The 25,746-nt window shown below is 41.8% G+C and carries 24 protein-coding genes; 13 read left to right on the forward strand and 11 right to left on the reverse strand.

Annotated features, from left to right (window positions below; translation table 11 throughout):
* Positions 1–13: 13 nt before the first annotated feature.
* From C3F22_RS13020 to C3F22_RS13035, 4 genes are all read left to right on the forward strand, one after another.
* Positions 14–727 carry a ubiquinone biosynthesis accessory factor UbiJ gene (locus C3F22_RS13020; protein WP_104426683.1) on the forward strand — a complete coding sequence of 238 codons (714 nt, stop codon included), beginning with the start codon at positions 14–16 and terminating at the stop codon, positions 725–727.
* 12 nt (positions 728–739) lie between these two features.
* Complete coding sequence (locus tag C3F22_RS13025) at positions 740–2,359, forward strand: ABC1 kinase family protein (RefSeq protein ID WP_104426684.1); 1,620 nt, start codon at positions 740–742, stop codon at positions 2,357–2,359.
* 588 nt (positions 2,360–2,947) lie between these two features.
* Entirely contained in the window at positions 2,948–4,024 is a 1,077-nt protein-coding gene (locus C3F22_RS13030; RefSeq protein WP_104426685.1) for a patatin-like phospholipase family protein, read from the forward strand.
* Between the two features lie 61 nt (positions 4,025–4,085).
* The gene (locus C3F22_RS13035; RefSeq protein ID WP_104426686.1) at positions 4,086–4,403 is read left to right on the forward strand and encodes a hypothetical protein; all 318 of its coding nucleotides are present in this window, start codon (positions 4,086–4,088) and stop codon (positions 4,401–4,403) included.
* A gap of 39 nt (positions 4,404–4,442) precedes the next feature.
* Here the strand turns inward: C3F22_RS13035 and C3F22_RS13040 are convergent, their stop codons facing one another.
* The 3 genes from C3F22_RS13040 to C3F22_RS13050 all read right to left on the reverse strand — a co-directional run bounded on the left by C3F22_RS13040 (position 4,443) and on the right by C3F22_RS13050 (position 8,668).
* Positions 4,443–5,486 carry a DUF2971 domain-containing protein gene (locus tag C3F22_RS13040; RefSeq protein ID WP_051065355.1) on the reverse strand — a complete coding sequence of 348 codons (1,044 nt, stop codon included), beginning with the start codon at positions 5,484–5,486 and terminating at the stop codon, positions 4,443–4,445.
* Between the two features lie 471 nt (positions 5,487–5,957).
* On the reverse strand, positions 5,958–6,242 hold the full coding sequence (locus C3F22_RS13045; RefSeq protein ID WP_004781710.1) for a hypothetical protein: 285 nt from the start codon (positions 6,240–6,242) through the stop codon (positions 5,958–5,960).
* Positions 6,243–6,316: 74 nt separating this feature from the next.
* Positions 6,317–8,668, reverse strand: a complete 2,352-nt coding sequence (locus C3F22_RS13050) for a Tex family protein (protein WP_104426688.1) — start codon at positions 8,666–8,668, stop codon at positions 6,317–6,319.
* Positions 8,669–9,004: 336 nt separating this feature from the next.
* Between C3F22_RS13050 and ompR the strand changes: the two genes are divergently transcribed.
* The 4 genes from ompR to C3F22_RS13075 all read left to right on the forward strand — a co-directional run bounded on the left by ompR (position 9,005) and on the right by C3F22_RS13075 (position 14,163).
* Entirely contained in the window at positions 9,005–9,769 is a 765-nt protein-coding gene (ompR, locus tag C3F22_RS13055) for a two-component system response regulator OmpR (protein WP_104426689.1), read from the forward strand.
* Between the two features lie 310 nt (positions 9,770–10,079).
* Entirely contained in the window at positions 10,080–11,540 is a 1,461-nt protein-coding gene (locus tag C3F22_RS13065) for an ATP-binding protein (RefSeq protein WP_104426690.1), read from the forward strand.
* A 205-nt stretch (positions 11,541–11,745) separates the two neighbouring features.
* Positions 11,746–13,263, forward strand: coding sequence for an acetyl-CoA hydrolase/transferase family protein (locus C3F22_RS13070; RefSeq protein ID WP_004781704.1), 1,518 nt, complete (start codon positions 11,746–11,748; stop codon positions 13,261–13,263).
* Positions 13,264–13,467: 204 nt separating this feature from the next.
* On the forward strand, positions 13,468–14,163 hold the full coding sequence (locus tag C3F22_RS13075) for a DsbA family oxidoreductase (protein WP_034170987.1): 696 nt from the start codon (positions 13,468–13,470) through the stop codon (positions 14,161–14,163).
* A 60-nt stretch (positions 14,164–14,223) separates the two neighbouring features.
* Here the strand turns inward: C3F22_RS13075 and C3F22_RS13080 are convergent, their stop codons facing one another.
* Entirely contained in the window at positions 14,224–14,424 is a 201-nt protein-coding gene (locus C3F22_RS13080; RefSeq protein WP_005232506.1) for a dodecin family protein, read from the reverse strand.
* A gap of 416 nt (positions 14,425–14,840) precedes the next feature.
* Between C3F22_RS13080 and C3F22_RS18375 the strand changes: the two genes are divergently transcribed.
* From C3F22_RS18375 to C3F22_RS13095, 4 genes are all read left to right on the forward strand, one after another.
* Positions 14,841–15,008, forward strand: coding sequence for a hypothetical protein (locus C3F22_RS18375; protein WP_004781698.1), 168 nt, complete (start codon positions 14,841–14,843; stop codon positions 15,006–15,008).
* Between the two features lie 256 nt (positions 15,009–15,264).
* On the forward strand, positions 15,265–15,444 hold the full coding sequence (locus C3F22_RS13085) for a hypothetical protein (RefSeq protein ID WP_004781696.1): 180 nt from the start codon (positions 15,265–15,267) through the stop codon (positions 15,442–15,444).
* 9 nt (positions 15,445–15,453) lie between these two features.
* Entirely contained in the window at positions 15,454–16,872 is a 1,419-nt protein-coding gene (locus C3F22_RS13090) for a hypothetical protein (RefSeq protein ID WP_104426691.1), read from the forward strand.
* Positions 16,873–16,966: 94 nt separating this feature from the next.
* Positions 16,967–18,142: a hypothetical protein gene (locus tag C3F22_RS13095; protein WP_104426692.1), complete on the forward strand. Its 1,176-nt coding sequence runs from the start codon at positions 16,967–16,969 to the stop codon at positions 18,140–18,142.
* Positions 18,143–18,212: 70 nt separating this feature from the next.
* On the opposite strand, the gene C3F22_RS13100 is transcribed toward C3F22_RS13095, so the two are convergent.
* The 6 genes from C3F22_RS13100 to C3F22_RS13125 form a co-directional block, all read right to left on the reverse strand.
* Entirely contained in the window at positions 18,213–18,485 is a 273-nt protein-coding gene (locus C3F22_RS13100; RefSeq protein ID WP_104426693.1) for a hypothetical protein, read from the reverse strand.
* 199 nt (positions 18,486–18,684) lie between these two features.
* Positions 18,685–20,604 (reverse strand): molecular chaperone HtpG, encoded by a 1,920-nt coding sequence (gene htpG, locus C3F22_RS13105; protein ID WP_104426694.1) that lies wholly within the window; start codon positions 20,602–20,604, stop codon positions 18,685–18,687.
* 154 nt (positions 20,605–20,758) lie between these two features.
* The gene (locus C3F22_RS13110) at positions 20,759–21,103 is read right to left on the reverse strand and encodes a lysozyme inhibitor LprI family protein (protein ID WP_034170983.1); all 345 of its coding nucleotides are present in this window, start codon (positions 21,101–21,103) and stop codon (positions 20,759–20,761) included.
* A gap of 174 nt (positions 21,104–21,277) precedes the next feature.
* Positions 21,278–21,913 carry an OmpW/AlkL family protein gene (locus C3F22_RS13115; protein WP_104426695.1) on the reverse strand — a complete coding sequence of 212 codons (636 nt, stop codon included), beginning with the start codon at positions 21,911–21,913 and terminating at the stop codon, positions 21,278–21,280.
* A gap of 332 nt (positions 21,914–22,245) precedes the next feature.
* A complete protein-coding gene (locus tag C3F22_RS13120) occupies positions 22,246–23,613 on the reverse strand; it encodes a Na+/H+ antiporter family protein (RefSeq protein ID WP_004781683.1) in 1,368 nt (455 codons plus the stop codon).
* Between the two features lie 98 nt (positions 23,614–23,711).
* Positions 23,712–24,593 (reverse strand): alpha/beta fold hydrolase, encoded by an 882-nt coding sequence (locus C3F22_RS13125; RefSeq protein WP_104426696.1) that lies wholly within the window; start codon positions 24,591–24,593, stop codon positions 23,712–23,714.
* Positions 24,594–24,710: 117 nt separating this feature from the next.
* Here C3F22_RS13125 and C3F22_RS13130 point away from each other — a divergent pair, with 117 nt between their 5' ends.
* On the forward strand, positions 24,711–25,208 hold the full coding sequence (locus tag C3F22_RS13130) for a DUF4442 domain-containing protein (protein WP_104426697.1): 498 nt from the start codon (positions 24,711–24,713) through the stop codon (positions 25,206–25,208).
* A gap of 71 nt (positions 25,209–25,279) precedes the next feature.
* Here C3F22_RS13130 and C3F22_RS13135 read toward each other — a convergent pair whose 3' ends face one another.
* Positions 25,280–25,645, reverse strand: coding sequence for a DNA transfer protein p32 (locus C3F22_RS13135; RefSeq protein WP_034170980.1), 366 nt, complete (start codon positions 25,643–25,645; stop codon positions 25,280–25,282).
* Positions 25,646–25,746: the final 101 nt, after the last annotated feature.

Below are 25,746 nucleotides of genomic sequence, written 5' to 3' on the forward strand. Positions count from 1 at the left end.
GGTTGTACCCGATATGTGGTCACTTCTCGCCCTCGGTGCTGTTGAACGCCTGATTCATCATATGATTGATCTGGATGCGATTACCCGCATTCAGCTCAATGCTTTGGCTGGCAAAATGCTGCGGGTGGTCATTGCTTCACCGCAGCTGTCCGTCGATGTCTTCTTTGATGAGGGCAAGGTTCGTCTAGAACCCACGCCAACCGGCCATACTGAAGAATCTTCGATATTTGAACAGCGCCCTTATGAAGCCAATAACAGACAGACTCTTGAAGCAACGGCGACGCTACAGGTGAATAATGTCGTAGAGCTGCTTAAGCTGCTGCTTGCTGATGAAGTCGGCAATATTCCGCTGCAAGGTGACTATAAACTTCTACAAGAAATCCAGCGCATCATGCAGCAGGCTGAGCCTGATCTGGCGGCGCATTTAAGTCCCTGGATTGGCCCTGCTCTGGCACATGAAATTGGCAAGTTGCAGCTGGCTCCGAAGCATTTAAAACGCACTTTACAAAGCCAGTTATTTTTTGCTGAAGATGCCCTGAAAGAAGATAGTGGTCTCTTTGCCCCGCGCTGGCAAATGGATGACCTGAATCAGGATACTCGTATCCTGAACCAGAATTTGGATCGCGTTGAAGCCAAAATCCGTCAGCTTCAGGCACAGATTGAATCTGACGATTCTACTGATCATCCATTTACTCCTGTTACACCTCATATTCCTTCTCAATACTAGGTACACCGCTTTATGATTCCGCATGTTTCACGTTTACTCGAACTTTGGCGCATCGCCGCGCACTATAGACTCGACACGTTGTTTCCTGCGGAAGAACTTCCTGAGAAAGCCCGACATATTTTATCTTTGATCCGTATGCATCCGGCAGCCTGGTCCAGCCGTGAGCGTAAAAATCCGCTCAAGCTCAAAGAAGCTTTAGAGGAAATGGGACCACTGGCGATCAAACTGGGACAGTTACTTTCGACCCGCCGTGACCTGATTCCACCTGAAGTACTGCAACAGCTGGTATTACTGCAAGATCGCGTTAAGCCCTTTGACAACGATGTCGCCAAGATGCGCATTCAGGAATCGCTGAAAGCCGATGTAAATACCCTGTTCGCCCGTTTTGATGCCCAGCCCCTGGCTGCTGCATCTATTGCGCAGGTGCATACCGCTGCCCTGCATGATGGTCGTGAAGTCGTCGTCAAAGTCACGCGTCCGAATATCCGCAATCAGATTTTGCAGGATTTTGAGATTCTCACCTGGTTAGGTGATTTTTTGGAAAAGCGTCTGGAAGCAGCACGTGCCCTACATTTGTCGGAAATCATTCAGGATTATCGTCAGATCATTCTGAATGAGCTAGACCTGACTCTGGAAGCAGATAATACTCGCCGGATGCGTCATTACTTCACTGGCTCCAGCATGATGTATGTTCCTGAAGTCTATATGGACAGTAAGGACGTGCTGGTAGCAGAACGGATTACCGGTGTTCCGATTTCGGATATTGCCACCTTTGATGAGCTGGGTATGGATCGTGCTGATCTGGCGCGTAAGGGTCTGACCATTTTCTTTACCCAGGTGTTCCGTGACAACTTCTTCCATGCAGACATGCATCCGGGCAATGTCTTTGTCGAAACTATCAATCCGGCCAATCCGCGCTTTATTGCGCTGGACTGCGCGATTATGGGCGAGCTGTCCAAGCACGATCAGATGACCGTGGCACGTATGCTGCTGGCGGTCATGAACAGCGACTTCATGCAGCTGATCCAGATTGTGCATCAGGCAGGCTGGATTCCACCGGGAACCGATCAGGATGCCCTGGCCCGTGAAATGCGCCGCACTGTGGGTCCAATGGTTTCCAAACCGATGCATGAACTGGATTTTGCCGGGATTCTGATTCAGGTCATGGACATCGCCCGTCGTTTCCATCTGGAAATCCCGCCACAACTGATGTTATTACTGAAAACGCTGGTTCATGTAGAAGGTCTGGGAACAGACTTGTATCCTGAGCTGGATATCTGGAGTCTGGCTAAACCCATCCTCACCGATTGGGTCAAAGCCCAGATGAATCCGCAAAAGAATATTAAAGAACTGGGGCAAAAAATCCCGGATCTGCTTTTGGGTGCGCAGGACTTACCGACTCTGATGATCGACAGCCTGAACGGTCTGAAAAACCAGTCCGCCTGGCATGCCAAACAACTCAATGAATTACAAAGCATGCGCCTGCAAATGGAACACCAGCAAAAACGTAGCTGGATTTTTGGCAGTATCATGGCCATTCTGCTTTCGATTGCGATCATTTCACCATGGTTTGTGTCAGTGATTCTGATTGTGCTAGCAAGCATACTCGCGGTCTGGCGGATCGCGAAATAATTTTTAAATAGCCTGATTCGTCAGGCTTTTTTATGCTTAAATTATTAAAATAATACAATAAGAACATCCAAATGAAATATAGTTTCTTGTGGGCTATTTATCGCGAAAAACCTTTGTCGGCCTTTTTGTATGGTTTGCTTTATAGTTTCTTACCCCTCTTAGACTTGATAACTTATCTCAACTATAAATTTCGATGGCTAACTGAGATACCCACTACCGACTCAATATCATTCCGCATGATCAATAGCCCATCCTTTTGGCTGATGATGCTATTCAATCTCATGCCCTTTTTCTGCTTATTTCTCATAAAGCAACAAAAACTCATAGTAGTTTTGGCGGTATGGATTTTTTGTGGGTTTAGTTTTTATTTGGTCAATAACTATACTGTTGCAAATTACCCGATATCGACTTTAATTCTTGTGAGCTCAAGTCTTGCTCTAATACGCTCACGTAATAAAAAACTTATGCTGACTTATATTAACCCGATGCTATGACTCCTAAGTCACCTTAGGGTATATCTTGCCATTGGGCTCTGTGACCAGATGCTTAAAATATGTCCTCATTGGTCAAATATGGGTTGAACCTTTTATGCAGATTTTGCAAAAACATGCGCCTGCTCTGAAAATTCGCGCTGGGCATCAGGCTCGTGAGCTGATTTTGAAAGAAGGTTTGCAACCCGAACAGATTGATATCGTGCCAGGTGCCGCAGGTGGACCCAAAGGTATTGGTATTCAGGGACTGGATCAGGCCATTTTTGGCGAGTTTTTCCCACGCGCTCCTCAGCGTAGAACCTTAGTCGGTTCATCCATTGGCAGCTGGCGTTTTGCCAGTGTCGCGGCCTGGGGAGCCAAAGCAGGCACTGAACGTCTTGCCGACTTGTATACCCATTTATACTTTCACAAGAAAATGACTCGCCAAGAAGTCAGTGACGTTTGTCGTGGCATGCTGCTGGATCTGGTACAAGGCAAAGAAACCGATCTGGTGAATCATCCAGATTATCATCTGACGGTATTGTCGATTAAAGCCCAACACATTTTTCAGAGTGATAAGGCGCTCCCCCTGCTCGCCTCTGTAGCCGGAATTGTTGGAACTACCGCTGTGGCGCGCAAACATAGTCGCCATTTTATGCAACGTGTGATCAGCCAGCCGAATGCAGGTGAACAGTTTAAAATTGCCGATGATGGATTTACCACACACTATCATGCTTTAACTGAGCAAAGTGTTTTGTCCTGGCTGATGGCCTCTGCCTCTATTCCGGGCGTCATGGCAGCGGTCAATAATATTCCGGATGCACCGCAAGGTTATTATCGCGATGGCGGTCTGATTGACTATCATATTGACCTGCCATTTCAGAGCAAAGGCATCGTGCTGTATCCGCATTTTACTGACAGCATTACTCCTGGCTGGTTCGATAAACTGTTTAAACGCACGGCAAGCCCAGAAAATCAGGCACGAACTTTGCTAATTTCACCCTCTGAGGAATATCTGCAAAGTTTGCCTTTGGGTCGTTTACCGGATCGTAAGGACTTCACTTTGAAAGGTTTGGATCAAGCCCAGCGGATTCAGCTCTGGAAGCAATGTATTGCTGAAAGTCAGCGCCTGGGAGACGAATTTCTGGAGCTGGTCGAGAAGCAGAGTTTTGCCGATGTGATGCAAAGCTTGTAATGGGCGCAGACTGTCCGAATTGTTTGTATAATTGCCTTAATTTTTTGAACTGTTGAGATTTATGCAGAAATTTTTAGTGATCCTGCAATATGCATGTATAGCCTTTGGACTTTATCTGATTTATAGCGTTAGCATGTCGCTCTATATCCAGCAATTTGAGCTGATGGAACTGGTGGCAGATATTGGCACCATTCTGATCTGTCTGGATTTGGGTGTGTTTTTATATACCAGTAAAGGTAAACAAGGCATCACCATGGAAGAGTATGCCAAACAGCTGGAACAGCCACCGTCTAAACTGGTTTATGTGACACGTAAACTGGGACATCTGGGTATTTTATTGATTATTACCAGCTGGATTGTTCCGATAATTAACTCATAAATATCCAATAAAAAACCTCCCCATCGGGAGGTTTTTTATTTAAATACGATATGGATTTTCAGAGATAATTGTTTTGGGTAGTTTTTTTACTCCTGAATCTTTCATTTTTTTCAATAAATCAGACATTTTATATGAAGACGCAAGTCCAATATAAATATTTCTTATATCTCTATTAGTGGGCTGACTATATTCGATATACGACTTAGTTTTATCATTTTCATCTAAAATTACATGATCGCTTTCAATTTTATCTATTACAACCATTCTACATTCTTGTTCTTCTTGAAATGCAAAATGTTTAAAAAGAAAACTTATAGGTGAAATAATTTTATTAGCTGATTTTAGATCATCTACTTTTAGATTATGATTTTCACCTTTTATAGCACTTAATGTAACCAATATAAAACCCATTGAATTATTTACTTTTTCTTCGATACCCGACATTTTTCTCGTATAGTCTTCCCAGCTTTTGACACTTAAAGATTTATCTTGAATCTCTTGAAAAAAAGTAAATTTATTTCTCTTAGCAACCTCAAAATATCCAGTAAAAGAATCTAAATATACACAGCGAAATAAAGGAATTTTAAGACCATTTTTAAAATCTTCTTTATTTACAGAATCTAAGTTATTTTCGTTAATAGAATCAATAATCATAGTATCGGTATTAAAGAAAAAATTTGAGTTATAAACTAAACTTACACCTGTACACGGTTTATTATCCTGCAGACCATATAACCTGAATTGATTTAAACTATTATGATTAAAAGTAAAACAACTTAAAAAAGTTTTATTATGTGAATCATATTCAATTTTATTAAGATGCAAGTATTCAAATAAAATATTCCCTTCAGATGGATCATTCATAAAGTCAGTTGAGTTTAGTCTAAATTTAGTTTTATTTGTTCCTAGCAATTGAGCAACACTAAAATTAGTATAATGTGCAACTTTTCTTTCATATTCACTATCAAAATCAACTAAAAGATTAGTTAGCATTTCAATAACATGATTTTGAAGATCTAGCATTTTTATATTAGCAACATTTTTTAAAAAAAGAACAAAATCTAAGTCTTTTCTAACTCTCACCCTATTGTTTAAATTTTCATTATAATTTAACAGTATAGAGGTGAAGTTCTGATCATAAAATCTATCCGGGAAGTAATATACTTTAAAATAATCATCACTAAAGTGTGTAGATATATTTAAAACTTTATAATAGATCTCTTGCGAAAGTATCGTTTTACCTAATTTTTGAATTGGCTAAAACCTTATAAAATGTAGCTTTGGGCTGTTTAAATTTTGACTAACGCAAGAAGTCTAATTTAGAAAATCGGAAAAAATCTTTTCAATAAAATCTAAATCATTAAATCTTATTGAGTAGAAATTTATTAAATATAGATAATAAGTTAAATTATAAAAATAAACTCCACTTCTAAAATCTATTTTATTAATTATATTAAAAAACTCATCTTCATTGATTTCATTCTTTATTTTGAGTTCCAACACCCTATATATTAAAACAATACTTCTAATATTTTTAAAGTATTTTTCTTGTAACTAACAAAACTTTAAATGATTTTCCTTTTTTATAGTATTATTATCAATATCTTCTTCATTATATAAAAAATCTATATTTTTATAAAAATCATCATTTTTTTGATCATAAAGACCTTTTTTAAGAGACTGCTTTTCATTTCTTATATCAATTAACAATTTATCAATATCTAATAAAAAAATATTAAAATCTACTTTTTCAGCACTCTCAAGGTTTTGTTGTAATAAATTTTTTATTTCTGCTCTATAACGATGAAAATTTACTATAACATTAAGCTTTTTATTCACAAACCACCCCAAAATATAAAAAGAGCCTTTCGGCTCTTTTTATATTAAATTACTTCTCAAACAAACTCATCAGTTTATTTCGAACCTTTAATTCCTGCTTGCAATAACAATGCCCCTAAACCACCAATTTTATTTTCTTGTGGTTTAGCCGCTTGAGGTTTCTTGCCATGCGGACGATCACCTTGCGGACGCGCATGCTGTGGACGTTTACCTTGTGGCTTGCGCTCACCGCGTTGCTCATTGTCACGGCGTGGTTGACGTGGTGCTTTCACTGGCGCTTCGGAACCTTCAGGACGCATCGACAGATTGACACGGTTACGTTCAACATCGACGTTCAGTACACGAACTTGTATGATTTGACCTGGTTTCACCACTTTATGCGGATCAGCCACAAATTCATTGGCTAATTCAGAAATATGTACCAAGCCATCCTGATGTACACCGACATCCACGAAAGCACCGAAGTTAGTCACATTGGTGACTACACCTTCCAGCTGCATGCCTTCAGTCAATTGAGCCACTTCAGTAATATCATCACGGAATTTTGCGGTACGGAATTCTGGACGCGGGTCACGGCCTGGTTTTTCCAGTTCAGCCAAAACGTCCTGAACGGTTGGCAAACCAAATTTATCATCCACAAATTCTTCTGCATTGACCTGGCGAATGATTTCAGTATTGCCAATAATGTCTTTTACCGTTGTTGCTTTCGCTTCAACAATTTTAGACACAAGCGTATATGACTCAGGGTGAACTGCAGATGCATCTAGTGGTTCTGAACCTTGCTGAATACGCAAGAAACCCGCTGCCTGTTCAAAAGTACGCTCGCCTAGACGTGGCACTTTTTTCAAATCCTGACGATTGTCAAAACGGCCATTTTCTTTACGGAAGTCCACGATTTGCTGCGCGATTGATTTGTTCAGACCTGCGATATAACCCAAAATCGCAGCAGATGCAGTATTTACATCCACACCGACCGAGTTCACACAGTCTTCAACCACTGCTTCAAGAGTTTTTGCCAGACCGGTCTGGTTTACATCATGCTGGTACTGACCTACACCAATGGATTTAGGATCGATTTTCACCAGTTCAGCTAATGGATCTTGCAGACGGCGTGCAATTGATACTGCACCACGGATCGATACATCCAGTTCAGGCAATTCCTGAGAAGCCAGTTCAGATGCTGAGTAAACAGAAGCACCCGCTTCTGAAACAGAAACACGAGTCAATTTCAGATCGCTATTTGCAGCCATCATTTCAGCAACCAATGCTTCAGTTTCACGGCTTGCCGTACCATTACCGATTGCAATCAGGTCAACATTGAATTCGCGGCAAAGACGTGCTAATTCAGTCAGTGAAACTTCTTTATCATCTTTCGGTGCAAACGGGTAAATGGTGCTATGTGCCAGTACATCACCAGACTCATTCACCACCGCCAGTTTCACGCCGGTACGGATGCCAGGGTCTACACCCAGAGTTGTACGGGCACCTGCAGGCGCAGAAAGCAGTAAATGACGCAGGTTTTCAGCAAAGACCTGCATTGCTTCAGCTTCAGCAGCCAGACGTTTTTCAGTCAATAATGAATGTTCGATCGTTGGACGAACTTTACCAAGCCAGAACAGTTTCGCAGTTTGCTTTAAGAAATCCTGACGGGATAGCGGCTGAATGGTATCCAGGTTGTATTCAGTTTCAATACGTGCCAATGGTGCATCATCTTCACCATCTACTTTAAGGCCCAGTACATTTTCCTGGCGGCCACGTAGCATTGCCAATAAGCGGTGTGAAGGTACCTTGTTCAGATTTTCAGAGAAATCGAAGTAATCACGGAATTTTTTACCAACTTCTTTTTTCTCTTCGCTAGCGACCAGACTTTTCAGCACAGCAGTTCTAGCAAACATTGCTTTAAGTTCAGTGGTCAACGCAATATTCTGTGCCCAGTCATCAATCAGGATGTGCTGGATCGCATCGAGCTGGCTTTCCTGATCTGGATAATCTTCATGGCTAAAGCCCGCTAAAGCTTCTGCTGGATCCACGGCTTCAGTAAAGATTTTTTCTGCAATCGGACCTAAACCGGCTTCTTTCGCTTTAAACGATTTGCTGGTACGTTTTGGACGGTATGGTGCGTAAATTTCTTCTAGGGCATTTTTAGTTTCTGCCGCATTCACCCGCGCCAATAAATCATCAGATAATTTATTTTGTTCTTTTAGTGATTCGATCACCTTTTCACGGCGTTCATACAAATCACGCAAATACGATAAACGTGTATCGAGCTGGCGTAGTTGCGTATCGTCTAAGCCCTGCGTTACTTCTTTACGGTAACGTGCAATGAAAGGAACGCTGGCACCCTCATCAATCAGTTTGATGGCAGCTTCTACTTGATTTGGACGTACGGCAAGTTCTTTTGCCAACTGCTGAACTAAGTCAGTCATCGTGTTTGATCCCACAAGGATAAGTACTAAATGGCATGATTATAAAGACCAGGTCTATAAAATCCACCATTGTTTTTATTAATTTATATAAGCTTCAGATAACCGTATACGATCGTTTTCCAGTTTTTCCACTAAAGTTTGCATGAACTTTGCATTTTATTCTTGTTCCAGGACGATTTTTTTCGCATATAGATGTATATATTTGGTATCTATGTCTTGATTTTAACTGCAATATTTGATGCTTTAGAGCATAGTCAATTAATAGTAATGAATCGTATACTCAAAGCATATTTCATTTTTTGTTTATGACGACAATAAAGAATAAAGGAGCACCTCATGAGTTTAGTGGTACCTGCTGAAAAACCCGATGCTGTACATACCGAAACCGACCGGGTCGAGCGCATCCTGGTTGTCGATGATGATGTGCGTCTGCGTACCCTGTTACAACGTTTCCTTGAAGATAAAGGCTTCGTCGTTAAAACTGCGCACGATGCCACCCAGATGGATCGATTATTACAGCGGGAACTGTTTTCTCTGATTGTGCTCGATTTTATGTTGCCTGTAGAAGATGGCCTCAGCATCTGTCGTCGCCTACGCCAATCGAATATGGATATTCCAATCATTATGCTCACCGCACGTGGCAGCGATTCAGATCGTATTGCAGGTCTGGAAGCCGGTGCAGATGATTACCTGCCTAAACCATTTAATCCAAATGAATTGCTGGCACGTATCCGTGCGGTTTTGCGTCGTCAAGTCCGTGAAGTTCCAGGTGCTCCTAGCCAGCAAATGGAAGTGGTATCCTTTGGCCCATGGTCACTGGATCTGTCGACACGTACCCTGACTCGTGAAGGACAGGTCGTCACCTTAACTACCGGTGAATTTGCCGTATTGAAAGCCTTAGTCCAACATCCACGTGAACCTTTAACTCGTGACAAGCTGATGAATCTGGCACGTGGCCGTGAATGGGGTGCGATGGAACGTTCAATTGACGTTCAGGTATCACGCTTACGTCGACTGATTGAAGAAAACCCTGCCCGTGCGCGTTATATTCAAACCGTCTGGGGTGTCGGTTATGTGTTTGTTCCAGATGGTGCTGAATAATTTTCTTATTAGAAGAAAGTAAAATATTTGTCCGTCTATAAATCTAGTTTTGAATTACGTGACAAATTCATTCGCAACTGTCTGAGGCAAGAGGTATTCATCTCTAATGTTTCTGCGATAAATTGATTACTTACCGCAATTCGACGAGTTTTGCGAATGAAAATGGTTTTGCCTACTTTTGCCGAAACAAAAGTAGGTCGAACCGAAGGTTTTAACCTATATCTAAATTACAGATGGTTTGACTCCGGTGTGATAAGGCCTTTTAATCAACTCATAATAATTTGCTGAAGTCATAGCACAGGATTGCTCAGTGAAACTCGACCCCATCGACCCACAAAAATTTACCGATTTTGTCAGCTATTCAGAAAAAAAACGTACCCCTTGGGAACGCCTTCTGGACAAAATCAAACCGCGCTCTGCAGCAATGCGAACCACTGTACTGGTGGTCTTTGTGGTCTGTTTCAGCCTGTTCATGTCAATCTGGTTTTTCTGGCGCACACTTTATCTACCCGAAATTCAGCAACACGCGCGTTATCTGGCTATGGAGCTGGAGATTCTCAACAATCCGGACCTGCGTCTTTATCATAAAGAACAGGAAGTCGATATTGATACCTGGCTCAAAAACCGGATCGGAATCGAATATGTCACCAATCCTGCTGAATACCCCAATGTAAAAGACAAGGTCATTGCCGAATTCTTTACCAATCAGATTGAAACCAAACTAGCCAAAGAATTAAGAATCGAACAGGCAACCGTTTATTTCCAGTTCAAGCCAAGTCCACGCATCTGGATTCAAACCCCTGAAATGAATGGCAACTGGGTACGTGAACCTCTTAAGACCTATGCCAACTATAGCCCTGAACTGATTCTAGGCTGGCTGCTTGGTACACCACTCATTGCCGGTATTATTATTCTGACCCTGGTGCGTCAGCTGAACCGTCCTTTACGCCGATTGCAGAATGCAGCAAACAGCTATAGTAAAAATGGCTCTGCTCCTTATCTGGATACCAATCATGGTCCGCTGGAAATCCGTCAGGTGAATCATGCCTTTAACCAGATGATTTATACCTTGGATCAAACCGAGCGTGATCGTCGAATCATGCTCGCGGGGATTTCACATGACCTGCGTACACCGTTGACCCGTATCCGTCTTAGCGCAGAAATGATGCCGGATGAAGACTTTCTCAAGGAAGGTCTGATTTATGACGTCGAGGATATGGATGCCATTCTGAACCAGTTCATTTCCTATATGCGGGATGGCTCCGATGAAGAGCTGCAAGAAACCAATGTCAATGTATTGTTGCAGGAACTGGTCAAGCAGTTTAAGCCACTCGATATTCGCTTTACACCTCAAGAGATACCACTGGTTGAAGTACGCAGTATGTCGCTGAAACGCCTGATTGGCAACCTGATCAACAACTCGAAACGCTATGGTGCGGAACCGATTGAGCTTGCTGCCTATGTGCAGGACCATAAACTGATGATCAGTGTGGCCGATCATGGTGAAGGGATACCAGAAGACCAGATTGAAGCGCTGATGCAACCCTTTGTTCGTGGAAATTCTGCGCGTACCGTACAAGGCAGTGGTCTGGGTCTGGCCATTGTCAAACGTATTGTAGATATTCACTCAGGTGAGCTGCATATCCAGAATCGGCCTGAAGGCGGTCTGGAAGCCATTATTGCCTTACCTCTGAAAACAGCAGATTCAGAGGCACCTACTGCCCCAACCACCTTGGATAAAATTCGTCAAACGCTCACTGATCACTTCTAGTAAGTGATCACAAAAGCATCAAAAGACTTTTTAGTATTTCTATACAATTCATTTTAATTTTCAATAATTCAATTATTTAAAAAACATCATTTTTCATTATACCTACATTTAGCTAAAAAATTAGACCTTAGCCTAACACCTATGCAAAATACATTTTTTGATCGGTACAATCCGTATCATTATTTAAGAATTTATGAGAGTTGAAATGTCTTTAGATCGTATCCGTTTAGCCTCCCTACACAACAAAGTCATCAGCCCTGAACAAGCTGCTGAATTCATCGAAGATGGTATGACTGTGGGTATGAGTGGCTTTACTCGCGCTGGTGAAGCGAAGGCGGTTCCTTTAGCTTTAGTACAACGCGCAAAAGCAAATCCATTAAAGATCACGTTAATTACTGGTGCATCACTAGGGAACGATCTAGACAAACAATTGACTGAAGCTGGTGTATTGGCACGCCGTTTACCGTTCCAGGTCGATAACACTTTACGTAAAGCGATCAATAAAGGCGAAGTGATGTTCATCGATCAGCATTTGTCTGAAACAGTTGAACAGATGCGTAACCAGCAGTTGAAAAAACCTGATGTAGCGGTAATTGAAGCAGTTGCGATCACTGAAGATGGCGGCATCATTCCAACAACTTCTGTAGGTAACTCTGCAAGTTTTGCAATTTTTGCTGAAAAAGTGATTGTAGAAATCAATACCAACCTAAGCCCGGCATTTGAAGGCTTGCACGATATCTACATCCCGACATATCGTCCAACGCGTCAAGCGATTCCATTAACTCAAGTGGATGAGCGTATCGGTACGCATGCGATCAATATCGATCCATCTAAAATTGTCGGTATCGTATTTAACAGCGAATTGCATGACTCTCCATCTACTGTGACCGCACCAGATGATGAGACTCAAAGCATTGCCAACCATTTGATCGCTTTCTTTGAAAAAGAAGTGGCTGAAGACCGTTTACCGAAAAACCTCGGGCCTCTTCAAGCAGGGATTGGTTCAATCGCAAATGCGGTATTGACGGGTCTGAAAGATTCAAACTTCGAAGACTTGATCATGTACTCAGAAGTACTACAAGACTGTACCTTTGAATTGATCGACGCAGGTAAGATGAAGTTTGCTTCAGGTTCTTCAATTACACTTTCTGCTAAATATGGCGAGAAAGTATTTAACAACCTGGAGCAATACAAAGACAAACTGGTATTGCGTCCACAAGAGATCTCTAACCACCCTGAACTGGTACGTCGTTTAGGTATTATCGGTATCAACACTGCGCTTGAATTCGATATCTACGGTAACGTGAACTCAACTCACGTTTGTGGTACCAAAATGATGAACGGTATTGGTGGTTCAGGTGATTTCGCACGTAATGCGCACCTAGCAATCTTCGTGACCAAATCAATCGCGAAAGGTGGCGACATCTCTTCAGTAGTTCCATTCGCGTCTCACGTAGACCATGCTGAACACGATGTAGATATCTTGGTAACAGAACAAGGTCTGGCAGATCTTCGTGGTCTGGCGCCACGTGAACGTGCTCGTGCGATCATCGACAACTGTGCCCACCCAATGTACCGTGATGCATTGAATGACTACTTCGACCGTGCATGTGCGAAAGGTGGCCATACACCTCACCTGCTTCGTGAAGCATTATCTTGGCACTCTAACTTTGAAGAAAATGGTCATATGCTTGCAGTAGAAGCTGCAGTCAAAACTGCTTAATTGACTGCTTCAGAAAACGCCCTACGGGGCGTTTTTTTATGGAAACATAATAAATAAACAAGGACAAATCCATCTATAAAAATCTGATCAGATTAACTTCTTAAATATTTTGAATGATTAAACTGCACTTAGTCTGGATGTAGGGCTTTAAATTCCAGTTCTTCACCCTCATACTTCTACCAAGACAAAGATTAGAGACATGACATGCGCGTAGATATTTGGTCAGATGTGGTCTGCCCTTTTTGCTATATTGGTAAAAAACGTCTGGAAGCTGCTGCAAAGGAAAGTGGGATTGAACTTGAAGTCCATTGGCATAGTTTTCAGCTAGATCCTGAAGCACCAGTCCGTCAGGAAGTTTCTAACTCTGAGCGTTTGGCACAAAAATATGGCCGCTCAGTGCCAGAAGTTGAAGACATGCAGCGCAATATTGCAGCCATGGCTAAACAGGAAGGCATTGAATTTAACTGGGAAGGTGCCAATTCTGGCAATACCTTGAATGCGCATCGCATCATTCACTTGGCACAAAGCAAAGGTCTAGGCAATGAAGCTCAGGAAGCCTTTTTCTACAGCTATATGACGCAAGGCCTGCCAATTGGTGAACGTGAAACGCTGGAAGATGTCGCAGCGCGTATTGGCCTGAACCCGGTTGAAGTAGATGATTTACTCGACTCGGATGAATTTGCGGACTTTGTTAAATTTGACCAGGAAGTAGCGCGTGACCAGCTCAAAGTTACCGGTGTTCCGTTCTTTGTATTTGATCAACGCATTGCTTTGGCAGGTGCTCAGCCGAAGGAAGTTTTCTTGCAAGTTCTTGAAAAAGCTTTAGAGGAGCCACAGGAACAGCCAACAGCTGATCAGTGTTCTACAGATGCTTGTGATGTTCCGGCAAAGCCTGAATAAAAATTAAATCAAATCAAAAAATCCCCATTCAAGATGGGGATTTTTTATGAATGATATGAACTATTCAACCAGAAAACTAATCTTTAGATTGACACGATATTCGGTAATTTTATTGTCATTAATCACAACTTTCTGTTCATTGATCCAAGCACCTTGAACATTTTTAATCGTCTCTGTGACTTTCGCGATGCCAGTCTGAATTGCATCCTCAAAGCTTTTACTACTGCTTGAATTGACTTCTACCACTTTTGCAATTGCCATGATTTAACACTCACTCTGTGAAGATAGAAACATTCATCTTAGTTGATTTAAATTTCTCTACAGCTCTTAGCAAACAAGCAATAGCAAAAACTTACAGGGAATGAACAAATACTAATCTGTCATTACTGCTTTAAAAAAATTTAAATCTAGTTCTCTAGTTTTAGATAATCAACAAATAAATGTTTGCTTAAAAGCTTCTAAAACATCTAAAAAATGTATAAAAAACAATCCAAAACCATCTAGAGCAAATATTCTAATACATTGTTTTATAGAGTATTTTATCTAAATTTAGTTGCTTTTATTGCCGATTTGATCATTTTTTATTAATTGCCATTTGATATTATTTTTCACGTGATTTAGGACTAACTTTTCCCTTGTTCAAGCTCTTGAACACCCAGATATCAAAAGGTCATGTTATGAAAACTGTTAAATTTTTATGCGCAGCAACTGTGATGGCTTTTTCTCTACAAGCTTCAGCACAAATGGCTCAAGTGGTTTATCTTCCAGATTTCCCTGTAAGCAAAGCACCAGTTGAAACTGTAGCAACAGATACTGCAACTGCAGAAACTGAAAAAGCGGCTTAAGTCTTTAAGCAAAATCTCCCAGCAGGCTGAATTATTCAGCCTGTTTTTATTTCAGGGCTTCGAAAATTTAACTTGTTCTTCTATTTAAAGAGCATTAAAAACCTCATTATTTTTTATTTTATTTTGATTTCGTTCACTTTTTATTCAAAAACAACTGCCAAATTCGCTTAAAAAATACTCAAAATAATCAAGAATTTTGTCAATCAGATGCTTATAATCAGAACCTGACCTTTTATGGATTTCAGACTTTCTTGTTATGAACCAGCTTCAAGCATTAATACAGGGAAAAATTTCTCCGCAAGCAATTTCTGTGGATTTTTTGATTGAAATGGCTGAGCGTTATCCAGATCCCAACTCTACCGAATACAAACTGGTAGAACTTGCAGTCAACATGATCATGGCCAAGTCACTGGATAAAGCACTCAAATATATCTAGAGAGCTAAAATGAATGCTTTAGAAAAAGCAAAATTAATTAAAGAATTAAATGAATTGGGGCAGCAACTAGAACATAAATCCCTCAGTTTATATGAAGCCGCCCGAACCAAAAAACGACTCCGGGATATTTTTCATCTCTGTGATGAACCTGTTTTTAAAAATCAGATTTTAAGTTTTAAATCCCGTGTTCAGCCTGAGCTGGCAGCACATCAGTTTGCAGCAAGCACCCAGTTTCATCATTGTTATCGCGGTTATTTTAAGGATCCTGTCCAGCTGCAACAGGCACTGACTATGCATAGAGAAACAGGCTGGGCCTTTTTGCATCAGCCACAACAAGGCTGGCAAATCTGGCTGGGTCCTGTAGAACAATCTGATTTTTTACATGGTGAATGGGATGAATTAGCAAATTGCCATCACTGGCTTTTGCAGCAACAGCAACAAGGCGCATATTTTCCTCTCGATCCCCAACTGGATATTCCGGCTTTATCTGTTCAGGATGCCAAATTCGATACGCTTACCCTGGAAATCGCGCGTTATCATCAGGGCAGTTTGCAGATTCAGACCAAGATCACTGTACCTCAACTATCTGAAACAATTAAACCTGATTTAGACAGAGCAACTAGCGAAACAGAAGAAGCCAAAACAGCTGAACTGCCTATAGAAATAGACAATACGGATAGTTCATCCTCTATTTTGATAATAGATGAAAATATTACTTTCCCTGAATCTATAGAGCTAGGTGAATTCTCTGCCCTGCTGCATCCATTAGAACATGCTGGAGCGACTATACGGCGTCTCTGTGCCCTAGAATTGCAACCGGCTGCTTCCCAACCGGCTGATCTTGAAATGGCGCTATATTATGCTCAGGAAGACCACTGGCAGGTACGCCCTGTTTATCTTGCCATGCAGACCGATCAGCAAGGGCAAGGTTTGAAATATCTGATGCTCTTGGGTGCACCGAGTCTCTTGCAGGCCAATTCATGTATCCAGCACTGGGGCACACAGCGTGGATGGCGTTGTATAGAGATAAAATCCATATCATGGGCAGCTTTAGGTGCCTGCCTTGATCAGATAGACCTTTTCAGTGAAATGTATCTGCAACACGCCGAAACGGTCTGGATGCCTGAGGAAAGCTACGCCTATATTCCGGCTCGGCGTATTCATCAAAGGAAATTTATCAATTTTGAGGAAGCACCCGCTGATTTTTCCACTCCAATTCTATTACTACAGGAACATCAGAAAATTCGGGTGATTCATGGGGAACGCCGCCTGGCATTGTCCAATCAGGAAATCGCTTATCCTTATTTAATATTCAAGCGTGATAAGGATTTGAATTGGCAAAAAATTCATCAAATTGTTTTAGGATTGTCACAGCCGGTACAGGTTTTAGATCTTTATATGGCAATTCAGGCACAAATCATTAAATAATTGATGTAGTTATGTAGTTTATCCTTGATTTTTTTCCTTATTTTTTAGAAAACTAGTGCAGTAAATAAAATACGATAAGAGCAAGAATCAACTCATGCGAATAAACCAAATTACTCGAATCTTATTGCTATCATTTGGCGTGGGATTAAGTAGTAGCCCAGTTTGGGCAGAAGTATCTCCTACAGAACCTATAGAAACAGAACAGCCTACAGGTACAGGTACAGGTACAGGTACAGGTACAGGTACAGGTACAGGTACAGGTACAGGTACAGGTACAGGTACAGGTACAGGTATTTTAGATCAGATTCCACGCTTGATCGATGCCACGCCCACGATTTTACCTGAACAGTCAGACGAAGCGATGGTGCCCACTACTGAGGAAACAGAAGATAAATCTTGGGCTGACAAAAAGCAGAAAAGAATCCGTGAATGGGCAGACCGCACCGCACATAAGATTGATAACTGGTTTGGCCAGACCAACCCGGATGAGCCAGCAACTGCGACTTTGCGAATCATCTTGGATAATAGCTGGGACAAATATGAAAACTATGAAATCAAGCCAAGGATTCGAGGAAAAATCAAGCTTCCAACCTTGGAACAAAAGTTAAGTCTGGTCTTTGGTGATGACAGTCTGGATAACGAACTGGAGACCAATGTCGCGATTACCAATGAAAATCCTGGCAATGCCCGGGATAAAAATCTGGATATTCGCCGTACCCGCGAGAACAACAGCTCGTTTGCACTCCGCTGGTCAGAATTTTCGAAAGGTCTACCTTTCGATAGCGATCTGGATCTGGGGGTACGTTCTGGGGATGATATCTATGTACGGGCCAAAATCAGTAAAGACTGGGCGATGCAGAATGACTTCTCTTTTCATGCCGAACAGATTTATCGCTATGGATTGCAGAGTGAAAATTATTTGCGGACCAACCTGGAACTGATCCATGCTCGTCCCAATGAGGCCTTTTTTTCCAATCAGTTAAGTTTGACCTATGCAGATGAGCAGGAAGACGATCTGACTTGGGATAACTATACCTTCAGACAGCATCAATTTTTCCAAGGCAACCGCTTTAACTATGGTATCTATACGGGCGGCTATCTGGATGATAAAGATTTACGCTTAAATCGCTGGGGACCTTATGTGTCCTGGAGACAGCCTTTCTTACGTGAATGGTTCTTTGTGCAAGGCGACCTAAACTATCTGAATGATGACCGACTGGACCGCAGCCATTATCTGGGTGCGATGGTACGTCTTGAGGCCATTTTCTAAATTTGAACAAATCCGAAACTATAAAAGCCCATAAAATATGGGCTTTTTAATGTCTGAATCAAATGAATTTTTATTGGCGGTGCTCAACCGTTGTAAAAGCAATACGATCACTACGAATCACACGTTTTTGCTGCAAAGAAGGTTGTTCCATCTGTGGCATATTCCATACTGCGCGGTCTGTACGCTGAATTCGTTTTACTTTTGGTGCTTCTTTTTTTATTGGTGCCTGAAAACTAATACGATCACTGCGAGTCACTTTTTTGGACTCAGTATCAGCCATTGTGGCTGCGCTCATTGACATCAGAATGATTGTACTCAGACTCATCATCAGTGATTTTTTCATGGGAGAATTCTCTTAACTTAATAATCGTTATTATAAATTAATATTTTAATTATTATCTGTTTTATAGATTTAAAACTTAAAGGTATTTTTTTATTCTAGCTATCGCTTTTTTAAATCATTAAGGAAAAATTGAAGTTTTAAACACTAGATTCAGAACATAAAAAATCCCTCCGTAGAGGGATTTTTGAAGTATAAAAAATTAACCCAATAATAGACTGTTAATACGTTTTACATACTCAGCCGGATTTTCTGGTAGACCACCTTCTGCAATCATTGCCTGATCAAAGATTACATTGGCCAGATTATCAAACTGAGCAGAACCTTCCAGTTTTTTCACCAATGGATGTTCCGGGTTAATCTCCAGAATCGGCTTCACATCCGGTACAGGCTGACCTGCATCTTTCAACATACGGATCAGTTGTGGAGAAAGCTCCCCTTCCCCTGTGACCAGACAGGCTGGTGAATCAACCAGACGAGTCGTTACACGTACTTCTTTAGTTTTATCTTTCAAAGAATCTGTCAGCTTTTCAACCACAGGTTTGAACTGTTCAGCAGCAGCTTCAAGTGCTTTCTTCTCTTCTGCATCTTGCAGATCACCTAGATCGACTGCACCCTTAGAAACATTTTGCAATGGCGTACCATCAAACTCATGCACAAAGTTCATTGCCCATTCATCAACACGCTCTGACATCAGCAATACTTCAATGCCTTTTTTCTTGAACACTTCCAGTTGCGGTGAGTTTTTCGCAGCATTCAGGCTTTCAGCAGTAATGTAGTAAATCGCTTTCTGGCCTTCTTTCATGCGTGCTTTATAGTCCGCCAATGAAGTGCTTACTTCATCATTCGTTGAAGTTGCATAGCGCAGCAGTTTCAAGATACGTTCGCGATTACCGAAATCTTCACCCAAACCTTCTTTCAGTACCGCACCAAATTCGCGGTAGAAAGTTTTGAAGTTTTCCTGATCTTTTTCATCTTCAGATTTTGCCAGATTATCCAAAGTGGTCAGAATACGGCGGGTATTGCCTTCACGGATGGTTTTCACATCACGGCTTTCCTGTAGCAATTCACGGCTCACGTTTAATGGCAGATCGGCACTGTCCACCACACCCTGTACAAAGCGCAGATAGTTTGGAATCAGGTTATCCGCATCATCCATAATGAAGACACGTTTCACATAGAGCTTGATACCGGCTTTGGCTTCACGGGTGAAAATATCCTGTGGCGCCTTGCTTGGGATATAAAGCAGTTGGGTATATTCAGTACTACCTTCAACACGGTTATGCGCCCAAGCCAATGGTGCAGCAAAATCATGAGTCAGGTTCTTATAGAATTCGGTATATTGCTCTTCAGTAATCTCAGATTTATTCCGAGTCCACAGTGCGCTGGCTGAGTTAATCGCTTCCCACTCATCGGTCTTCACATATTGACCGCCTTTTGGTGTTTCACCTTCAGCAGCTTCTTCTTCCTGCCAGACTTCTTTTTGCATCTGGATTGGCAGGCTGATGTGATCTGAATATTTATTGATGATCTGTTTGACTTTATAGCTTTGCAGATAATCCAGCGCATCTTCACGCAGATGCAGGATAATATCGGTACCACGACCTTCTTTGGTGATCTGTTCAACTTCGAATTCACCAGTACCGCCACTGATCCAGCGTACCCCTTCTGAGGCATCCGTACCGGCACGACGTGATTCTACAGTAATCTTATCAGCCACAATAAAGCCTGAGTAGAAACCGACACCAAACTGACCAATCAGCTGCGCATCAGCTTTCTGATCACCCGTCAGTTTTGACATAAAGTCTTTGGTCCCTGATTTGGCAATCGTCCCCAGATTTTCAATGGCTTCTTGCTGGCTTAAACCGATCCCGTTATCTGAAATGGTAATAGTTTTATTTTCTGGATCGAGGCTGACACGTACGCGGAGGTCAGGATCATTTTCATAATATTCAGGATGGTTGATCCCTTCAAAACGTAATTTGTCACACGCATCTGAAGCATTAGAAATTAATTCACGCAGGAAAATTTCAGGATTTGAATAAAGCGAATGGGTCACGAGGTGCAGTAACTGCGCTACCTCAGCCTGGAAACTGTGTTTTTGTACGCTTAAATCGCTCATGAATCACTCCTATTATTTTAGATACAGACGTTAACTGCTGCCTATATGAATGGAGTGAGTTCAATAATTTTCAATAGCCTCAAAATAATTTTTTCGCAAAAAATATTTTTATGGCTTTTATTTTTATCAATTTAATTGATTGGATGGACAAGACTTAATAAGGCCCCATTTTATAGATACGATCAAAATGCAGATCCAGCTGTTGCTGACGCATATTATAGACCTGACTCAAGCAGGATACAGATTCCTGACAGCGGTCACGAAACTGCAGCCATTTCACCTGATCGCGTTGAATCACCGAACGTGTTCCCATCGGCACCATACGGCGCAAGATGTTATAGCTGGTACTCATTTTGACATCCGCATCATTCAGCAAACGATGTTCACAAATTGTTTTCTCAGTCGCGGTTGTCGCTTTCTGACAATTAAAACTGGCAGCATAACTCTGTGAAATAAACAGCGTGCTGAAGATCAAAAGACTCTTCGACAAAAAACTCATGCTTTGATCTTCCTTATTATTAAGTCGTATTCAATTAATATTTAATTTATTCGTTTTAATATATTTGAGTATTGCCAATCTGCTCAATTTCAATACGTTATAAATCGTTGTTATTTTGAAAAAAGCCCCATTCTTGATGAAGCTTTTGGAAAAAGTAAACCCAAAAATTGGAGCTTAGAATTTATAGCTATAACCGATCGTATAAACCCAAGGATCGATTCCAAATTCACCTAAATTAATTTTTGTCCCATCAGCAGCCTTTGCTTCCAGATCTGTATCTAAGTCTGCATAACGTGCATCAACAAAGACACCCCAGTTTTTTGCATCCGCTGGCTGGAAGTTAAAACCGACTTGGCCAGCTACCCCATAAGCAACATCTGCATCAAGCTTTGCTACACCTAATGCGTCTTTTGCAGTTTGGCTAAATTCTTCATCCCATGGAATGAATACTGTAGCACCTACACCGATATATGGAGTAAAGCGGCTTGAATTTTTAAAATTATATTTGGCTGTGATTGTTGGTGGTAGATGTTTTAATGATGCAATTTTCACATCACCCGCCATCTCAACATCATGTTTAAATGGGGTAGCCAATAATAATTCGGCTGAAATGTTGTCATTGAAGAAATATTCGACTGAAGGAGTAAAATTGAGTTCGCTACTTGCTTTAGCATCTTCAACTACACCAGGAATCAGGTCAGTTTCCTGAGTAGGTGCTAATACAGAAGCCCCCACTTTCACTTGCCATTGCCCTGCCATCGCAGATGCTGAAAGACCCATTAATGCAATTAGAGCTATTTGCTTTAACATTTTAAAATACCCCAAGGGAAGAATAATTATTAAGAAAATATTTCTTAACTAATAATAAACATGGCTTAAATTAATATGCAATAGAGATTATAAAACTAAATTTTATTTATTATTTAAGTATATGTAATTATTAAATATTTATTTTAAATCTACTATATTGGTTGGTTTTAAATACCCAGTAAATTAATCAGGTTAATATAATAATATTCAGAGTAAAATAATCAGGTTTATATTAATTTTATATTTAAATATATATTTTAAATACATCTTATAATTTATTTTAAATCTAGGCAAATCTGCTCCGACTTATATCAGAGCAGATTAAAATTGACTTACAGAACCATGGCTGCAATCCATCCAAAAATCATAAGTGGAATATTAAAATGAATGAAGGTTGGAACCACACTATCCTTCATATGGTCATGCTGACCATCCATATTCAGACCGGATGTTGGGCCTAGGGTTGAATCTGATGCTGGAGAACCGGCATCGCCCAAAGCAGCCGCAGTCCCGATGATCGCAATAGTTGCCGCAGGACTAAAACCAAATTGAATACAGAGCGGTACATAAATAATCGCCAGAATTGGAACAGTCGAGAATGATGAACCGATCCCTAATGTAATTAACAGACCAATCAACAACATCAGGAAAGCAGCCAGTGCCTGGCTATCGCCAATCCAGTTCACCGAAGCTTCGACTAAGGCTGGTACCTGATTAGTCGCTTCAATTACGGCAGCAAAACCTTGCGCGGCAATCATAATAAAACCAACCAGGGCCATCATACGCATACCGGTAATGATCACATCGTCTGCTTCTTTCCATTTAAAGATTCCGGCACAGCTTAAGATCGCTACACCGACCAGACCGGCAAGAATCATCGAATCTGAATAGAGCTGTACTGCAAGGGTTGCAAAGACAGCAACTGCTGCCATCCAGATAGTGAATTTAGCAATTTGTGGCTTTGCTGATTTTTGTTCTACACCCAGTTCAGCAGAGATACTTTGCTGCTGTTCCACATGGATATCTCTATACAGACGCGGCTTACGGTAGCTGATAAACATGGCCACCAGCAAACCCACGAACATACCTGAGACCGGAATCGCCATCGCAGCGGGAATCTGGTCATAAGTAATCTCAAAGCCATAGGGCTTACCAAAGGTATTGATGTTATGGCCCAAAATATCGTTCAGGAAGATGGCACCAAAACCGACTGGAACCAGCATATATGTTCCCACCAAACCAAAGGTCAGCAGACAGGCCACCAAACGGCGATCCAGCTTCAGATGGTTAAATACTAGCAATAACGGTGGAATCAGAACCGGAATAAAGGCGATGTGTACCGGAATCACGTTTTGCGAGAAAACGGCAGCCAATGCCACGGTACAGAAGATCAGATATTTAACCTTGTTCTGTGCCTTTTCTGATGCCTCACCTTTTAAGGTAGTAATCATTTTGTAGGCCAGCAAGTCAGGCAGACCGGAACGTGCCAAGGCCAAAGCAAAGGCACCCAGGATGCCATAAGCCAAGGCAATTTTAGCGCCACCACCCAGACCATTGTTAAATGCGTCTAAAGTTCCCTGGAGGCCAAGACCTGCCAGCAAACCACCCGTAACAGCACCAATGACCAGGGCAAAAACCACAGGTACACGTGCCAATGAGAGTCCAAACATGACTCCAATAGCAGCAAGAATTGCGAACATAATGAATTGGGAATGAGAGAAAACGGCTATTTTATCAGAAAATCCGGATAAAAATTCTTCCACTTATCCCTTGCCTAGTCACATTCCCAATCTCCGTATCAAGTGGCCGCTGTTAATTTTTGCTGAATAAAATTATGAATCAGATGAGCCACCTGTTCCGGTTGGCTCAAAATCGCCCAGTGATTGGCATTCAGTTCTACCCGGGAAAAATCTTCTACCCATTTTGGCATTTCATCAATCAGATCCGGACCAACAAACTGGTCCTTTTTGAGCACGATTGCCTGTACCGGACAGACCGCAAAACGCTGTCTAGGTCGAGATAAACGCGGCAAAAAGTTCGCCCGATACAGATTGACGCCATATTTGCCGTCTTTGACAATATTCTGGTTTAGGGGCAGATTTTCCTGCTGTTCCAGCTGACTGATCATTTTGCCCCAACGTTCTGCATTAAAGAAATCCCATGCTATAGGTGCTATAAAAGGTAGCTGGAATACCGCGATATACCAGGATTGGGTCATCTGTTTAAAAAACTTGGCCTTATGCTGTTTAAACTGTTCACGCATCCAGAAAGCCGCATGATCCAGACATGGGCCTGACATGGTGCTAAAAGACAAAATCCGACCTTTAAATTTAGGTTCGGTGGCTGCTTCCCAAGCCTGGATTGAACCCCAGTCATGAGCCGCGAGGTGGAAAGCTTGTCCCGGCAGGACCTGATCAACCACTTGCTCTAAATCTGCACACAGACGTTCCAGACGATAATCCCGAATTTTCTTGGGAACGCTGGAGTCTCCTGCTCCGCGTACATCATAAGTCACTACAAAATAATCCTGAACGAGGTGAGAAATCACCGCTTCCCAAACATCCTGATGGTCAGGATAACCATGAACCAGCACCAAAACCGGCTGTTCAGGCTCGCCCCAGGTTTTTACATAGAGACGTTGATGATCGCTGGTATCTACCCACTGGCTATGTCTTTGCATAGATGCATCCTTATTCGCTGATTGACTCTTTTATTGTTGAAATAGGCACGATTTATCAATGCCAGCTTATTTTTGTTGTTCTAGTATGCATACAAGACCAGAAAAAAGAATATCCGCATGAGCCTATTACGAAAAATTCAGCAACTGCCTTTGTTATCCAAATTTATCCTGAATCGCTATGCCCCCTATCGTGGAGCAGGAATTGTCATTGATGAAATGGACTTTGCCAATTATCACGTTCGCGTGAAAATGCCACTGACTCGCAAGAATCAGAATATTGTCGGAGTACATTTTGGTGGTAGCCTGTATTCCATGGTCGACCCTTTTTATATGTTATTACTGATGCACCATCTGGGCCCGAAATACATTGTCTGGGATAAAAGCTCTACCATTCAGTTTCTAGCGCCAGGACGTGGAACGGTCTATGCGGACATCCGGATTTCTAGGCAGGAAGTGCAAACAGTGAAAGAACTGGCAGCTGACCATAGGCCGGTTTATCGCCAGTATCAGCTCAATATTTATGATGATTCCGGTGTGCGTATCGCTGAGGTACAAAAGACCGTTTATATCCGCCTTAAACAGAGTAAAGGCAAACCTCGAGCCTCGAGAAGCTAAATAACGAAATTGAATAAACTAAAAGCGCCATTGAGGCGCTTTTAAATCTATCTGGAGGATAGTTCTGTCGATTAACGACGACGGTTATTCTGTTCGATCGCTGCACCAGCACCACCACCGATGGCACCACCAATTGCAGCACCACCTGTACCGCCAAAGATGCTTTTACCCACAGCAGAACCTACAGCACCACCGACACCGCTATAGGTCGCATTACGGTTTGAACCGCCTTGAGCTTTACTGCCGACTGCTGCACCCGCACCACCGCCAACTGCTGCACCAACACCACCACCCACTCTGTTACCTACACCACCACCCACTGCACCACCAAGCGCAGCTGCGCCAATACGCTGATCTTTAGCAGACATATTTTCACAGCCTGCCAACATAAAAGTAGAGATAGTTGCAACAGCCATTACGCTCATTAACTTTTTCATGATCTTGGCCTTCCTTCGTGCTTTGACTTAAGATTAACCTGATTTTAAGGAGCGATTCATAACAAGATGTTAAATCTTGAAACCCTCATGGTAAGCGTCCG

This window comes from Acinetobacter sp. ACNIH1 (assembly GCF_002934695.1).
Taxonomy (GTDB): Bacteria; Pseudomonadota; Gammaproteobacteria; order Pseudomonadales; family Moraxellaceae; genus Acinetobacter; species Acinetobacter variabilis.